The organism is Geodermatophilus sp. SYSU D00766 (assembly GCF_054049915.1).
This window is the reverse complement of record NZ_JBJGYI010000004.1, coordinates 214,046-228,343: the sequence shown is the minus strand read 5'-3', so window position 1 is coordinate 228,343 and position 14,298 is coordinate 214,046. Positions and strand designations below refer to the sequence as shown.

Annotated in this window: 13 protein-coding genes and 1 pseudogene; 7 read left to right on the top strand and 7 right to left on the bottom strand. The window is 76.1% G+C overall.

Annotated features, from left to right (window positions below; all coding sequences use genetic code 11):
* Positions 1-854 (bottom strand): NAD(P)/FAD-dependent oxidoreductase (locus ACI8AD_RS06090; RefSeq protein WP_456869628.1); only part of this gene is annotated, 854 nt, incomplete at its 3' end.
* Between the two features lie 65 nt (positions 855-919).
* Between ACI8AD_RS06090 and ACI8AD_RS06085 the strand changes: the two genes are divergently transcribed.
* Positions 920-1,720: a TrmH family RNA methyltransferase gene (locus ACI8AD_RS06085; protein ID WP_456869627.1), complete on the top strand. Its 801-nt coding sequence runs from the start codon at positions 920-922 to the stop codon at positions 1,718-1,720.
* Between the two features lie 69 nt (positions 1,721-1,789).
* Here the strand turns inward: ACI8AD_RS06085 and ACI8AD_RS06080 are convergent, their stop codons facing one another.
* Complete coding sequence (locus tag ACI8AD_RS06080; protein WP_089405148.1) at positions 1,790-2,266, bottom strand: general stress protein; 477 nt, start codon at positions 2,264-2,266, stop codon at positions 1,790-1,792.
* 106 nt (positions 2,267-2,372) lie between these two features.
* The gene (gene sepH / locus ACI8AD_RS06075; RefSeq protein ID WP_456869626.1) at positions 2,373-3,284 is read right to left on the bottom strand and encodes a septation protein SepH; all 912 of its coding nucleotides are present in this window, start codon (positions 3,282-3,284) and stop codon (positions 2,373-2,375) included.
* A 180-nt stretch (positions 3,285-3,464) separates the two neighbouring features.
* Between sepH and ACI8AD_RS06070 the strand changes: the two genes are divergently transcribed.
* Positions 3,465-4,718 (top strand): osmoprotectant NAGGN system M42 family peptidase, encoded by a 1,254-nt coding sequence (locus ACI8AD_RS06070; protein WP_456869625.1) that lies wholly within the window; start codon positions 3,465-3,467, stop codon positions 4,716-4,718.
* A gap of 65 nt (positions 4,719-4,783) precedes the next feature.
* Here the strand turns inward: ACI8AD_RS06070 and serC are convergent, their stop codons facing one another.
* Both serC and ACI8AD_RS06060 read right to left on the bottom strand, forming a co-directional pair.
* Positions 4,784-5,899 carry a phosphoserine transaminase gene (serC, locus tag ACI8AD_RS06065; protein WP_456869624.1) on the bottom strand — a complete coding sequence of 372 codons (1,116 nt, stop codon included), beginning with the start codon at positions 5,897-5,899 and terminating at the stop codon, positions 4,784-4,786.
* A gap of 102 nt (positions 5,900-6,001) precedes the next feature.
* Positions 6,002-7,174 (bottom strand): citrate synthase 2, encoded by a 1,173-nt coding sequence (locus tag ACI8AD_RS06060; protein WP_456869623.1) that lies wholly within the window; start codon positions 7,172-7,174, stop codon positions 6,002-6,004.
* 115 nt (positions 7,175-7,289) lie between these two features.
* Between ACI8AD_RS06060 and pdxH the strand changes: the two genes are divergently transcribed.
* The gene (pdxH, locus tag ACI8AD_RS06055) at positions 7,290-7,937 is read left to right on the top strand and encodes a pyridoxamine 5'-phosphate oxidase (RefSeq protein ID WP_456869622.1); all 648 of its coding nucleotides are present in this window, start codon (positions 7,290-7,292) and stop codon (positions 7,935-7,937) included.
* Positions 7,934-9,256 (top strand): MFS transporter, encoded by a 1,323-nt coding sequence (locus ACI8AD_RS06050; RefSeq protein WP_456869621.1) that lies wholly within the window; start codon positions 7,934-7,936, stop codon positions 9,254-9,256. The genes pdxH and ACI8AD_RS06050 overlap by 4 nt, the downstream gene beginning before the upstream one ends.
* Positions 9,257-9,374: 118 nt before the next feature.
* Here ACI8AD_RS06050 and ACI8AD_RS06045 read toward each other — a convergent pair whose 3' ends face one another.
* The gene (locus ACI8AD_RS06045; protein ID WP_456869620.1) at positions 9,375-10,052 is read right to left on the bottom strand and encodes a UdgX family uracil-DNA binding protein; all 678 of its coding nucleotides are present in this window, start codon (positions 10,050-10,052) and stop codon (positions 9,375-9,377) included.
* Between the two features lie 130 nt (positions 10,053-10,182).
* Between ACI8AD_RS06045 and ACI8AD_RS06040 the strand changes: the two genes are divergently transcribed.
* The 3 genes from ACI8AD_RS06040 to ACI8AD_RS06030 all read left to right on the top strand — a co-directional run bounded on the left by ACI8AD_RS06040 (position 10,183) and on the right by ACI8AD_RS06030 (position 13,265).
* On the top strand, positions 10,183-11,109 hold the full coding sequence (locus tag ACI8AD_RS06040) for an ABC transporter ATP-binding protein (protein WP_456869619.1): 927 nt from the start codon (positions 10,183-10,185) through the stop codon (positions 11,107-11,109).
* The gene (locus ACI8AD_RS06035) at positions 11,106-12,287 is read left to right on the top strand and encodes an ABC transporter permease (RefSeq protein ID WP_456869618.1); all 1,182 of its coding nucleotides are present in this window, start codon (positions 11,106-11,108) and stop codon (positions 12,285-12,287) included. Before ACI8AD_RS06040 ends, ACI8AD_RS06035 begins: the two co-directional genes overlap by 4 nt.
* 117 nt (positions 12,288-12,404) lie before the next feature.
* Positions 12,405-13,265: a tetratricopeptide repeat protein gene (locus ACI8AD_RS06030; protein ID WP_456869617.1), complete on the top strand. Its 861-nt coding sequence runs from the start codon at positions 12,405-12,407 to the stop codon at positions 13,263-13,265.
* Between the two features lie 247 nt (positions 13,266-13,512).
* On the opposite strand, the pseudogene ACI8AD_RS06025 reads toward ACI8AD_RS06030, so the two are convergent.
* Positions 13,513-14,271, bottom strand: a pseudogene (locus tag ACI8AD_RS06025) (SMP-30/gluconolactonase/LRE family protein); the annotation flags it as partial.
* Positions 14,272-14,298: the final 27 nt, after the last annotated feature.

Here is a 14,298-nt window from a genome sequence, read left to right as displayed (position 1 = left end):
TCGACCAGGCCGAAGGGCTCCTCCCGGGGCGCCGACGGCCGGGCGAAGGTCCAGCGGTGCACGTGCGTCCAGGCCGGTGCGGCGTCGATGCCGAGCGCCCGGCACACCGCGGTGGTCACCTCGGGGGCGGCGCGGCCGGGGTCGCTCAGGTGCGCGGCGGCGGTGCCGGGCGTGGTGTGGGCGACGAGGACGGGGGCGCCGTCGCCGCGCCGGTCGCCGTCGTCGGCGATCCACTCGACGACGGGGTCGTCGCGGACGAACGCGCCGTGCAGGTCGGCCGGCCAGTGCCGCCGGTCGAACCCCAGGGCGACGGCGAGGGCGGGCTGCCAGGCGTGCGCGTCCTCCGCCCCGAGCAGCCGCCCGGCGAGGTCGGCCGGCAGCAGCCGGCGGGCCTGCGGGTCGGGCAGCGCCAGGACGACGGCGGGCGCCGGCTCGCCGTCGACCTGTGGCCCGGACGCCACCCGCTCGACGGCGTGCTCCGGCACGACGTCGAGGCCGGCGGCGAGGTCGGCGACCAGCGAGCGCAGCCCGCCCGGGGCGGCGTAGCGGACCGGGCCGCTGCGGGTCTCGCGGACCCCGTCGGGCCCGGCGACGGCGAAGGTGTCGGTCCACGGCCGGGCCAGGCCGCGGCGGACCCAGTCGGCGACGACGTCGGCGAACGGCGACCCGTCGGCGGCGGTCAGGTAGCTGGCGCCGGTGTCGGTGACCCGCCCGGACAGCGTCCGGGTCGCCATGCGTCCGCCGGGACGGCGCCCGCGGTCGAGGACGCGCACCGGCACCCCGGCCTCCGCGAGCGCGCGGGCACAGGCCACACCGGCGATGCCGGCTCCGACGACGACGATCCCGTTGGGCACCACTGGATCCTGCGGGCAGCGCGGCCCCGCCGCTCGGGGAGCACCGGCTCGGGGAGGATCGCGGCGTGCCCGAGCCGATCGCCGACCCCGCCGACCCGCGGGTGGCCGACTTCCGCGACCTGCACGCCGGCGACCGGCCGGCCGGGCGGGCGCGCGGCACCGGCCCGGTGATCGTCGAGGGCGTGCCCGCGGTGCAGCGGCTGCTCGCCTCGCCGTACCGGGTGCGGGCGGTGCTCGGCGTCCCCGGCCGGCTGGCCGCGCTCGACCTGCCCGAGGGCGTGCCGGCCTACGAGATGGACAAGTGGGCGCTGTCGGACCTCATCGGCTTCCGGCTCACCCGCGGCGTGCTCGCCTCGGCCGACCGGCGCCCGCCGGCCGACGTCGGCGCGCTGCTGGCCGGCCCCGACCCGGCCGCACCCCGGCGGCTGGCGGTGCTCGAGGCGCTCAACGACGCCGAGAACCTCGGCTCGATCGCCCGCTCGGCCGTGGCCCTCGGCGTCGACGGGCTGCTGCTCGACCCGCGCTGCGCCGACCCGCTCTACCGCCGGGCGGTGCGGGTGTCGATGGGCCACGTGCTCGCGCTGCCCTTCGCCGTGCTGCCCGGCTGGCCCGGGGACCTCGACCGGCTGCACGAGGCCGGCTACCTCACCGTGGCGCTCACCCCGGCGCCGGGCGCCGTGGACCTCGGCGACGTGGACCCGCGGGCGCACCCGCGCACCGCGGTGCTGCTCGGCGCCGAGGGGCCGGGCCTGACGCCGGAGGCGCAGGCCGCGGCGCGGGTGCGGGCCCGCATCCCCATGCGGGCCGGCGTCGACTCCCTCGGCGTCGCCGCCGCCGCGGCCGTCGCGTTCGCCACGCTGCGGTGAGGTGCTGGAACGGCCCTCCTGCAGGGACCCGTCCCGAGCGGAGCGAGGGGCGGGGGGCAGGAGGGTCCGTCACCCGTTGCGCAGCGACCAGCGGGCGAGGATCGCCCGCGCCTCCTCGGCGCGGGAGGGGTCGCACATGACGTCGTAGCGGCTGGCGGTGATCTGCGAGGTGCTGGTGAAGTCGCGCCGGCCGCCGGTGGCCCCGTAGCCGACCGCGCCGAACAGCGCGCCGAACGCCAGTCCGATGAGCAGACCGGTGAGCACCGCGCTGAGCCAGCTCGTCCCGCTGGGGGCGAAGATGCCGAGCAGCAGGCCGACGAACAGCCCCCACCACGCACCGCCCGCGGCCCCGGCGCCGATCGCGCGGCCCCAGGTCAGCCGGCCGGTGACCCGCTCGACCATCCGCAGGTCCGAGCCGATGATCGTGACGTTCTCCACCGGGAACTTCTCGTCGGACAGGTGGTCGACCGCGGCCTGCGCCTGCTGGTAGGTGTCGTAGGACCCCACCTGGACCCCGCCCAGGGGCATCGACACGGACATCGACATGTGTGGCTCCACTCCCGCACTCGTTCGGTTGTGGACGACGTACCCGTGGCCCCCCGGACGGACACGTCGGTCCGGTGGCGCGAGCGTACTGCTCGGTGGCCGGCGCTCAGTGGTTGCGGCGGACCCCGAAGACGATGTCCTCCCAGGCCGGGACGCGGGCCCGCGGGTCCTCGTCCTCGCCGTCGGTCTCGCCGGTCCGCAGCACGACCGTGTCGTGCTCGGCGATCTCGTCGTCGGTGAGCTCGGCGGCGTCGGTGCGCCGCTCGGCCGGCGAGACGGCGGGGGGGTGCTCGGCGGGCGCGGGGCCGCGGTGGGCGGGCGCGGGCCGCTCCGGGGCGGGGCGCTCGGGGACGGCGGCCGCGCGGTGCACCGGCAGCACCGGGCGCTCGGCGGGCACCGGGCGCTCGGCGGGCACCCCGGGGACGACGCGGACCAGCCGGGTGCCCTCGGCGAAGTCGCGGGTGGCGGCGTCCAGCGGGGCGACCGTGCGGGCCGGGACGTCGTAGACCCAGTGCGTGGTGCCCTCCTTGGCGCCGGCGCGCCAGGCGGCGGTGACCACCCAGGTGCCGTCGTCGGAGCGGGCGGCGTCCCAGCGGACGGCGTCGAGGTCGGCGCCGAGCAGCCGCAGCCGCTCGGCCATGAACTGCTGCAGCGGGGCGCCGGGGACGCCCTCCGACAGCCGCACCCGCGCCTCGCGGGCCTGCTCGGCCAGGCGGGCGCGCTCCTGCAGCACCGTGTGTGCGAAGCGCATGATCCGCTCGACCCGGGTGCCCGAGGCCGCCGCGACCTGCTCGGGGGTCTCCCCGGCGCGGATGCGGGCCTGGATCACCCGCGGCGAGAGCCCGCCGTCGACCTCCATCTGGCCCAGCCGGCGGGTGTCCCCGCGGGCCGCGGCGCGCACCCGGTCGTCGATCGCCAGCTCGAAGCGCTCGCCGTCGTCGGTCCCGTCGCCGCCGTCGAGGGCCAGCACCAGGTTCCGGCCGTCCTCGGACAGGCCCACGAGGCGCAGCGTGCGCACGGGAGACCTCCTCGGGCGGGCGGTGGGCGGGGGCCCCGGGTACACCGGAGCCACGGGCGAGGCTATCCGCGGACGGGCCCGCGCGCTGGCAGGCCACCCGGCGTGGCGGACCCCGGCACCCCGCTCGCCCCGGGCCGGGCACCGCGGCCGGTCCCCGTCGCGGCCCTAGACTCGGCGCTCATGCTGACCGGTCCCCGCGACGACGCCGGCCTCGTCCGCGACGAGACCCGCGACGACGCCGAGCCCAACGAGCGCTTCCTGCCCTCGCCGGTCGACGCCGGCCAGAAGCGGCTGCCGATCGACATGGACTACGTCGAGCGCGTGATGATGGAGCTGCTCACCATCCCCAGCCCGTCCGGGCGCACCGACCACGTCATGCAGCTCATCGGCGGCGAGCTGCGCGACCTCGGCCTGCACTTCGAGGTCACCCGCCGCGGCGCGCTGGTCGCCGAGCTGCCCAGCCAGACGCCCGGCGCCGACCGCACGGTGGTCGTGCACGCCGACACGATCGGCTGCATGGTCAGCCGGCTCAAGGACAACGGCCGGCTGGCGATCGTGCCGGTGGGGACGCACAGCGCTCGCTTCGCCGAGGGCGCCCGGGTGACGATCTTCAGCGACGACGTCTCCGGCGACTACTGGCACACCGGCACGATCCTGCCGATCAAGGCCAGCGGGCACCGCTACGGCGACGAGGTCGACGAGCAGGGCGTGGGCTGGGACCACGTGGAGGTCCGCGTCGACGAGGTGGTGCACAGCCGGGCCGACCTCGAGCGCCGCGGCATCCAGGTCGGCGACTTCGTGGCCATCGACGCCCAGCCGGTGATCACCTCCAGCGGGTTCGTCAACTCCCGCCACCTCGACGACAAGGCCGGCATCGCCGCCGCGCTCGGTGCGTTCAAGGCGATCCTGGACCACGGCGTCGAGGTGCCGGTCACCGCGCACCTGCTCGTGACCATCGCCGAGGAGGTGGGCCTGGGCGCCAGCCACGGCCTCGACGCCGACGTCGCCGAGCTGGTCTCGATCGACACGTCGGTGGTCGCGCCCGGGCAGTCGTCGTCCGAGCACTGCGTCAACGTCGCGATGCAGGACTCGACCGGCCCGTTCGACTACCACCTGACCCGCCACCTGATCGACCTGTGCCGGGTCCACGACGTGCCGCACCGCCGCGACGTCTACAAGTACTACCGCTCCGACGCCGCCTCGGCGCTGGAGGCCGGGGCCAACACCCGCGCCGCGCTCATCGGGTTCGGCATCGACGGCAGCCACGGCAACGAGCGCACCCACCTCGACGGCATCCGCGCCACCGCTGAACTGGTCGCGCTCTACCTGCAGACCGACCTCACGTTCCGCAGCTGGGACCGCACGCCCACCGGCGACCTGCGCGACTTCCCGAGCACCGCGGTCCAGCCCGCCGACGGCGAGCAGGCCCGTTAGACGAAGGACCTCCCTGCCCCCCACCGCTCGCACGCTCGCGGCGGGCCCCTGCAGGGAGGCCGGTACTACGACCTCTCCACGACGTAGTCGATGCAGGCGGTCAGCGCGCTGACGTCGTCGGGGTCGACGGCGGGGAACATCCCCACGCGCAGCTGGTTGCGGCCGAGCTTGCGGTAGGGCTCGACGTCGACGACGCCGTTGGCCCGCAGCGTCGCGGCCAGGGCGGCGGCGTCGACCGACCCGTCGAAGTCGACGGTGCCCACGACCAGGCTGCGCTGGCCGGGCTCGGCGACGAACGGCGTCGCGTAGGGCGACCGCTCCGCCCAGCCGTAGAGCCGGTCCGAGGACTCCCGGCTGCGGGCGACGGCGCCGTCGAGCCCGCCGAGGCCGAGCATCCAGCGCACCTGGTCGGCCAGCAGGAACAGCGTGGCGATGGCCGGGGTGTTGTAGGTCTGGTCCTTCGTGGAGTTGTCGACGGCGACCGACAGGTCGAGGAACGCGGGGATCCACCGGCCCGACGCCTTGACCTCGGCGACGCGCTGCAGGGCGGCCGGGCTCATCAGCGCGATCCACAGCCCGCCGTCGGCGGCGAAGGACTTCTGCGGGGCGAAGTAGTAGGCGTCGGTCTGCGAGACGTCGACCGGCAGGCCGCCGGCGCCGCTGGTGGCGTCGACGAGCACCAGCGCGCCGTCGTCGGCCCCGGCGGGACGGACCACCGGCGCCATGACGCCGGTGGAGGTCTCGTTGTGCGCCCAGGCGTAGGCGTCGACCCCCGGCCGGGCCTCGGGCAGCGCCAGCGAGCCCGGCGCCGCCGTGACCACCACCGGCTCCGCGAGGAACGGCGCCTCCGCCACGCCGGAGGCGAACTTGGCCGAGAACTCGCCGTAGGTGCCGTGCGCACTGCGCTCGCGGATCAGGCCGAAGGTGGCGGCGTCCCAGAACGCGGTGCTGCCGCCGTTGCCGAGCACCACCTCGTAGCCGTCGGGCAGGCCGAACAGCTCGGTGAGCCCCTCCCGCACCTGCCGGACCAGCCCCCTGACCGGCGCCTGTCGGTGGGAGGTCCCCATGAGCGCCGCGCCGTCGGAGGCCAGCGCCTGCAGCGCCTCGGGGCGGACCTTGGACGGGCCGCAGCCGAACCGGCCGTCGGCGGGGAGCAGGTCAGCGGGGATCTGGAGGGTCACCGGGTCATCTTCCCCGCGGCCGCCCGGCGCCCGGGGGCGGGGGCGCACCGACGACGACGGCCCGGGTCCGCGCGGTGGCGGGCCCGGGCCGTCGTCAGGGGGTCATGCGGGGGCGGCCTCGTTGACGGCCTTCACCGTGATGGTGTCGAAGCCGTCGACCTCCTCGGGCTTGCGCGCGGCGGGCCCGACGTAGCGGGCCGACGGGCGCACGAGGCGGCCGGTCTGCTTCTGCTCGAGGATGTGCGCGCACCAGCCGGCGGTGCGGGCGCAGGTGAACATCGAGGTGAACATGTGGCTGGGCACCTCGGCGAAGTCGAGGACGATCGCCGCCCAGAACTCGACGTTGGTCTCGATCGGCCGGTCGGGACGGCGCTCGCGCAGCTCCTTGAGCGCGGCGTTCTCCAGCGCCAGCGCGGCCTCGAAGCGCGGGGCGCCGAGCTCCTTGGCGGCCTTGCGCAGGGTGCGCGCGCGGGGGTCCTCGGCCCGGTAGACCCGGTGCCCGAAGCCCATCAACCGCTCCTTGCGGTCGAGCAGGTCCTTGACGTACTTCTCCGCGTCGCCGGCCTGCTCGACGCCGTCGAGCATGTGCAGCACCCGGGAGGGGGCGCCGCCGTGCAGCGGGCCGGACATCGCGCCGATCGCGCCGGACATCGCCGCGGCGACGTCGGCGCCGGTCGAGGCGATGACGCGCGCGGTGAAGGTGGAGGCGTTCATGCCGTGCTCGGCGGCCGACGTCCAGTAGGCGTCGACGGCGGCCACGTGGCGGGGGTCGGGCTCGCCGCGCCAGCGGACCATGAACCGCTCGACGATGGTGGAGGCCTCGTCGATGCGGCTCTGCGGCACCGCCGGGACGCCGATGCCGCGCGCGGACTGGGCGACGTAGGACAGCGCCATGACCGCGGCGCGGGCCAGCTGGTCGCGCGCCTCGTCGTCGCTGATGTCCAGCAGCGGGCGGTACCCCCAGAACGGGGCCAGCATCGCCAGCGCCGCCTGCACGTCGACGCGGACGTCGCCGCTGTGCACCGGGATCGGGAAGGGCTCGGCCGGGGGCAGCCCGGGGCCGAACTTGCCGTCGACCAGCAGCGCCCACACGTTGCCGAAGGTGATCTTGCCGACCAGGTCCTCGATGTCGACCCCGCGGTAGCGCAGGGACCCGCCGTCCTTGTCGGGCTCGGCGATCGTGGTCTCGAAGGCGATGACGCCCTCCAGGCCGGGTACGAAGTCGTCGGCCATCTCGCACGCCTCTCTGCTGCGGACCTCGTGCGCACCGGTCATGCCGCACGACTGAACCGCGACACTAGGCCCCGTCCACCCCCGCCCTCCACGGGGGGCTGCCGCCCAGCGGGAGCCGTCCGGGGCCCGCCCGGCGGGGCGGTGTCAGCATGGCGGGGTGGCCGACCTCTCCCGCATGCGCAGGGACTACGACCGCCCCGGACTGCGCGAGGAGGACCTCGCGCCGACCTGGGTCGAGCAGTTCGACCGCTGGTTCCGCGACGTCGTCGCCGCCGACGTCCCCGACCCCAACGCGGTCGTCGTCGCCACCGCCGACGCCGACGGCGCACCCGACGCGCGCATCGTGCTGCTCAAGGGCTACGACGAGGCCGGCTTCGTGTTCGGCACCAGCTACGCCTCGACCAAGGGCGCGCAGCTGGCGGCCAACCCCCGGGCGGCGCTGGTCTTCCCGTGGCACGCGCTGCAGCGGCAGGTGCGGGTGAGCGGCCGGGTCGAGCGGATCGGCGAGGCCGCCTCCGACGACCTGTGGGACCCCCGCCCGCGCGAGGCGCAGCTGGCCGCCGTCGCCTCCGTGCAGTCCACCGTCGTCGACTCCCGGGAGGAGCTCGAGGCGCGGGTGCGGCTGCTCGACGAGGAGTCGGCGACGGAGAAGCTGCCGCGGCCGCCGGTGTGGGGCGGCTACCGGGTGGTCCCCGAGCGGGTCGAGTTCTGGCAGGGCGGCCCGGGCCGGCTGCACGACCGGCTGCGGTTCGTGCGCGACAACGAGGAGGGCGGCGGCTGGGTCCTGCAGCGGCTGGCCCCGTGAAGGACCCCGCTGCCCCCCACGCCTCGCAGGCTCGGCGCGGGCCCCTGCAGCGGGGCCGACAGCGCCGGTCGTGGGCGATCGACACCTCGCCCCTGCGCGACCCCGGCTACCGGCGGCTGTTCTGGGGCGTGGCGGCCACCATGCTCGGCCAGCAGATGACGCTGGTCGCCGTCCCGTACCAGGTCTACGCGCTCACCGGCTCCTCGCTGCTGGTCGGCGTCACCTCCGTCGTCGCGCTCGTGCCGCTCGTCGTCTTCGGGCTGCTCGGTGGCGCCATCGCCGACGCCATGGACCGCCGGCGGCTGATGCTTGTCACCGGGGCCGGCTCGGCGCTGACCAGCGCGCTGCTCGCGGTGCAGGCGCTGCTGCCCGGCGGCGGGAACCTGTGGCTGCTGTGGGCGCTGGTCGCGGCCGTCTCCGGCTTCACCGCGGTCAACCAGCCCACCCGCAGCGCGGTGATCCCCGCGCTGGTCGGCCCGGAGGGGGTCCCCGCGGCCAACGCGCTGGCGATGACGGTGCGCCAGGTCGGCGTCATCGCCGGACCGCTGCTGGCCGGGGTGCTCATCGGCCTCGGCGACCTCTTCCTCGCCTACGCGGTCGACGCGCTGGGCTTCGCGGTCGCGGTCCTGCTGCTGCGCGGCCTGCCGCCGCTGCCCCCCGCGGGCGTGACCGGGCCGCTGCGCCTGGGCGCGGCGCTGCGCGGGGTGGGGGAGGGGTTCGCGTTCCTGCGCACCCAGCCGGTGCTGCTCATGACCTTCGTCGTCGACGTCGTCGCGATGCTGTTCGCCTGGCCGCAGGCGGTGTTCCCGGAGCTGTCGGAGGGCCGGTACGCGGGGTCGCCCAACGCGCTGGGCTGGCTGTTCGCCGGCGTCTCGATCGGCGCGCTGCTCATGGGCCTGACGTCGGGGTGGGTGTCGCGGGTCGACCGGCAGGGCGCGGTGGTGCTCGCCGCCATCGTCGTGTGGGGCGTGGCGATCGTCGGGTTCGGGCTGGCGCCGACCCTGTGGCTGGCCGTGCTGTGCCTGGCCGTCGCCGGCGCCGGCGACATGGTCAGCGCGGTGCTGCGCTCCTCGATGCTGCAGACGGCGGCACCCGACGACATGCGGGGCCGGATGCAGGGCGTGTTCCTCGTCGTCGTCGCGGGCGGCCCGCGGCTGGGCGACCTGCGCGCCGGGGCGGTGGCCAGCGCGGCCGGCGTCGGCGTGGCGATGGTGTCCGGCGGCGTCGTCGTGGTGGTGGCCATGGCCGTCGTCGCGCTGGTGGTGCCCTCGTTCCTGCACTTCCGGGCCTCGCGGGCGCTCGCTCAGCCGCCCGGCTGACCCTGCGGCCGAGTCCGCCGGGTGAGCAGTGGCGTTCGCCGCACCTGGTGTGTCGTCGCGCGTCGCCGGCCACGACTGCCCACTCGACCGGCGGCGGGTCAGCGGAGGGCGCCGCGCCTCACGCCAGCGCGCCGGCGACGACGCGAAGGTCCGCGACGAGCGTGTCGTAGGCCTTGGGCCGGTCCGCGTCCGGGACGCGCAGCACCGCCGAGGGGTGCGCGGTCGCGAGCATCCAGGTCTGGGCGGGGGCCTCCTCGTCGGCCTCGTCGTCGCCCTGCTCGACCCGCGCGACGCCCGGCGGCGTCCACGGCATGAGCACCCCGCGGTCCTTGGTGATCCGGAACGACGGCGAGATCAGCGCCTTGGCCGCCGTCGCCCCCAGGCAGACGACGACCTCGGGCTTGAGCACCTCGAACTCCGCCTCCAGCCACGGCCGGCAGGCGCGGATGTGCTCGGCGCCCGGGGACTGGTGAATCCGCCGCTTGGGCGTCGGCGTGAACCGGAAGTGCTTGACCGCGTTGGTGACGTAGGCGTCGCGCCGCTCGATGCCGGCGTCGGCCAGGGCGCGGTCGAGCAGCCGGCCGGCCGGGCCGACGAACGGCTCACCCCTGCGGTCCTCCTGGTCGCCGGGCTGCTCGCCGACGAAGACGATGCGCGCGGTCTCCGGGCCCTCGCCGAACACCGTCTGGGTGGCCGGCTCCCACAGTTCGCACGCGCGGCAGCCGGCCGCCGCCGCGCGCAGCCCCTCCAGCCCGACGCCCGACGGTGGGGAGGCGGGGTGGTTCTCCTGGCTCATGGACCGATGACACCGCAGGTCCAGCCGCTGCGCGACGTGGATCACGATCCGGTCCCGCGTCGGGCCGCAACCCGTCGCCGGGCACCGATAGCGTCGGGCGTGCACGGGGCCGACGACGGGATGAGGAGCGGTGCTCGAGTTCGACGGGCTCCACAAGAGCTACGGGGACCACCACGTGCTGGAGGGCGTCGGCTTCACCGTCGCCCCCGGCTCGATGTTCGGCTTCTGCGGGTCCAACGGGGCCGGGAAGACGACGACCATGCGGGTCGCCATGGGCCTGGCCCGCGCCGACGCCGGCGAGGTCCGCTGGCGCGGCCGGCCGCTGGACGAGGAGTCGCGCCGCCGCATCGGCTACATGCCGGAGGAGCGTGGGCTCTACCCGAAGATGCGGGTCGGCGAGCAGCTGGCCTACTTCGCCCGCCTGCACGGCCTCGACCCCGCCGCGGCCGCCCGCGCCGCCGAGGAGTGGGCCGGCCGGCTGGGCCTGGGCGAGCGCCGCCGGTCCCGGGTGGAGGAGCTGTCGCTGGGCAACCAGCAGCGGGTGCAGCTGGCCGCGGCGCTGGTCAGCCGGCCGGAGGTGCTGATCCTCGACGAGCCCTTCAGCGGGCTGGACCCGGTCGGCGTCGACGCGCTCGCCGACGCGCTGCTGGAGCAGTGCCGCGCGGGCGTGCCGGTGGTCTTCTCCAGCCACCAGCTCGACCTCGTCGAGCGGCTGTGCGACGCCGTCGGCATCCTCGCGCGCGGCCGCATGGTCGCCACCGGCACCGTCGAGGAGCTGCGCCGCCGGGAGGCCGGGCGGGTGCTGAGGGTCGTCGTCCCCGACGCCGCGCCGGGCTGGGCCACCGCCGTCCCCGGCGTCCACGTCGTCTCCGAGCAGGCCGGCGACACCCTGCTGGAGCTCGCCGAGGGCGCCGACGACCAGGCCGTGCTGGCCGCCGCACTCCGCACCGGCCGGGTCACCCACTTCGCCTGGCGGCAGGCCACCCTCGTGGAGCTCTTCCGCGAGGCGGTCGCCGACCCCGCGCAGCAGGCCGCCCGCCAGGAGGTCGCGGCGTGAGCGCGCCCCTGTCGAGCGGGCAGCTGGTCCGGCTGGTCGCCGCCCGCGAGGTCTCCACCCGGCTGCGCGACAAGACGTTCCTGGTCAGCTCCGCGGTGATGCTGCTGATCATCCTCGGCATCCTGGTCTTCCAGGCGGTGGTGAACTCCGGCAGCGACGAGAACCGCATCGGCGTCGTCGGCGACCCCGGCGCGCTCGGCCCGGCGCTGGAGGCGCAGGGCGAGCTGCTCGGCCGCGACGTCACCGTCGTCGGGCTCGACGACGACGCCGCGGCGCGCACCGCCGTCGAGGACGAGGACGTCGACGCCGCGGTGCTCGATGCCACCGGTGGCGCCCCGGAGCTGCTGGTGCGCGAGTCCGACCCCACGGTCGAGGGGCTGGTGTCCGGAGCCGTCGGCGCGGTGGCCCTGCAGCGGGTGCTCACCGAGGCCGGCGTCGACCCGGGCGGGCTGCCGCAGCTGACGGTCACCGCGCTGGAGGAGTCCTCCGCGGCTGCGGGCCAGCGCACCGCCGTCGCCCTCGTCGGCGTCGTGCTGCTCTACAGCCTGATCGTCCTGTTCGGCCAGTTCGTCGCGCAGGGCGTGGTGGAGGAGAAGGCCAGCCGGGTGGTGGAGCTGCTGCTGGCCACGATGCGGCCCTGGCACCTGCTCGCCGGCAAGATCCTCGGCCTCGGCGCGCTCGGGCTGGCGCAGATCGCGCTGATCGCCGTCATCGGCGTCGGCGGCGCGCTGGCGTTCGACGTCGTCGACGTGCCCGGCGACCTGATCGGCACGGTCGGGTGGGTGCTGTTCTGGTTCGTCCTCGGCTACGCCCTGTTCGCCTCGCTGTTCGCCGTGGCCGCCTCGCTGGTCAGCCGGCAGGAGGACCTCGGCAGCGTGCTCACCCCGGCGACCCTGGTGCTCTTCGTCGGCTTCGTCGTGGCGATCCAGGCCGCCGGCGACCCGGACGGCACCGCGGCGGTGGTGACCTCCTTCGTGCCGGGTCTGTCGCCCATGGTCATGCCGGTGCGCCAGGCCGCCGGTGACGTGGCGGCGTGGGAGGTCGCGGTGGCCGTCGTCCTCATGCTGGTGGCGATCGCGCTGGTGGTCCGCCTCGGCGGGCGGGTGTACTCCGGCGCGCTGCTGCGGACCAGCGGCAAGACCAAGCTGAAGGAGGCCCTCCGGGCCGGTCGCGCCTGAGTCCGCCGGGCCCCGTCCGGGCAGGGGACACCCGCCCGGACGAGGCCCGGACACGTTGGGGTGACCTCACCCTCAGGGAGGGCGTGCGCCCAGGTCAGGGCCGACATCATCGGCGTCATGACGGAGGACCTGGACGCGCGCCTCTGGCGGCTGCAGGCCTCCGAGGACGCCGACGAGCTCATCGAGCTGGGCTGCGACCTCGCCGAGGCCGGCCGGCAGACCGACGCCGAGTGGTGCTTCCGCCGCGCGGCGGCCCTGGGCGACGTCACCGGCTACTACGACCTGGGCAACAGCCTCGCCGCGCAGGAGCGCTGGACCGAGGCCGTCGACGCCTACGAGGTGGCGCTGGCCGGCGGGGAGATCGACGCCTGGCGCAACCTCGGCCTGGTGCTCGAGCAGCTCGGTGACCTCGCCGGCGCCATGGACGCCTACCGGGGCGCGGCGGAGGCCGGCGACACCGAGGGCGGCCTGCAGCTGGCGTTCCTGCTGCGCGAGCAGGGGGAGCGCGAGCACGCGCTGACCGTGGCCCAGGAGCTCGCCGCCGCCGGCAACGAGGAGGCCGACGCCGTCGCCGCCTGCTGGCAGTGGTGCGCCACCCTCGACCCGGCGCTGGAGGACCGGCTGCGCGCCGGCGCCACCTACTTCCCGGCCGCACGCGCCGACCTGGCCGCGCTGCTGCTGCAGACCGGCCGCGCCGTCGAGGCCCGCTCGGTGCTCGAGCGCGGCGCCAAGCTCGGCGAGCAGGTCGCCTGGCTGCCGCTGGGCAACCTCTACCGCGAGGAGCTCGCCGACGACGAGGCGGCCGAGGAGGCCTACCGCGCCGGCATCCAGGCCGGGGACACCTACTGCCACCACAACCTGGGCGTGCTGCTGGCCGACCGCGGCGACCTCGCCGGCGCCGCCGAGGAGTTCCGGCGCGGCGCCGACGCCGGCGACCAGTTGGCCGCCGCCGCGCTGGCGCTGCTGCAGGACAGCTGACCCCACCGCCCCTCCCCGGGCGCTTCCGCGGAAGTGCACGCTGGATCCGGGCACTTCCGCGGAAGTGCACGCTGGATCCGTGCACTTCCGCGGCAGTGCACGCCAGCTTAACCACCTGGCGGAGGCCGGCCAGCGGGCCCCGGTAGGGCTCCGCGGCCGGGCCCGACACCCCCGGCCGCACGGTGAACAGCCGCCCGGCGTCGGGCTCGTCCTCCTCGCCCCGAGCGGTGCTGACGACGAGCAGGTCACCCACGAACGCGCAGCTCGACGTGTGCGCCACGCCCACCTCGACGACGGCGAGCAGCTCCCCCTCGGGCGACCAGCGGCGCACCTGGCCGCCGCCCCACATCGCGGTCCACAGGCAGCCCTCGTCGTCGACGGTCAGCCCGTCGGCGACGCCGTCGGGGCCACCGGTCTCCAGCAGCACCCGGCCGTCGCCGAAGGCCCCGTCGGCGAGGTCGTAGGCGAAGGCGTGCACCAGGCCGGGGCCGGAGTCGGTCAGGTAGACGGTGCGGCCGTCGGGTGACCAGCCCAGGCCGTTGGACACGGTCATGCTCTCGCGCACGGTGGTGACGGTGCCGTCGGTGTCGAGCCGGTAGAGGGCGCCGACGCCGGGCCGCTGGTCGAAGGCCATCGTCCCCGCGTAGAAGCGCCCGGCGGGGTCGCACTTGCCGTCGTTCATCCGGGTGCCGCCGTCGTCCTCCCCGCCGCCCTCGCCGGCCAGGTCGACCAGCACGCGCGCGGTGCCGTCCTCGGCGACGTGGGTGAACCCGCCCCCGGCGCCGGCCAGCCAGCCACCGGCCGCGGCGGGGACGACGACGCCGACGGTGTCACCGGCGTGCAGCGACCCGGTGTCGCGCACGTCGTCGCCGTCGACGGCGCCGCGGCGGACCGTGCCCGCCGAGATGTCGACCCACAGCAGCTCGCGGCGGGTGTCGTCCCAGGTCGGGCCCTCGCCGTGGTCGGCGGGCGCGGCGGAGGCGGGGGTGGCGCGCAGGGTCTCCACCCCCGCGCAGGTGCCCGGGACACGTGC

Coding starts and splice junctions, on each gene's coding strand:
- ACI8AD_RS06060 (WP_456869623.1), bottom strand. CDS start 7,174: ATGACCGGTGCGCACGAGGTCCGCAGCAGAGAGGCGTGCGAGATGGCC.
- ACI8AD_RS06070 (WP_456869625.1), top strand. CDS start 3,465: ATGCTGACCGGTCCCCGCGACGACGCCGGCCTCGTCCGCGACGAGACC.
- ACI8AD_RS06030 (WP_456869617.1), top strand. CDS start 12,405: ATGACGGAGGACCTGGACGCGCGCCTCTGGCGGCTGCAGGCCTCCGAG.
- ACI8AD_RS06045 (WP_456869620.1), bottom strand. CDS start 10,052: ATGAGCCAGGAGAACCACCCCGCCTCCCCACCGTCGGGCGTCGGGCTG.
- ACI8AD_RS06080 (WP_089405148.1), bottom strand. CDS start 2,266: ATGTCGATGTCCGTGTCGATGCCCCTGGGCGGGGTCCAGGTGGGGTCC.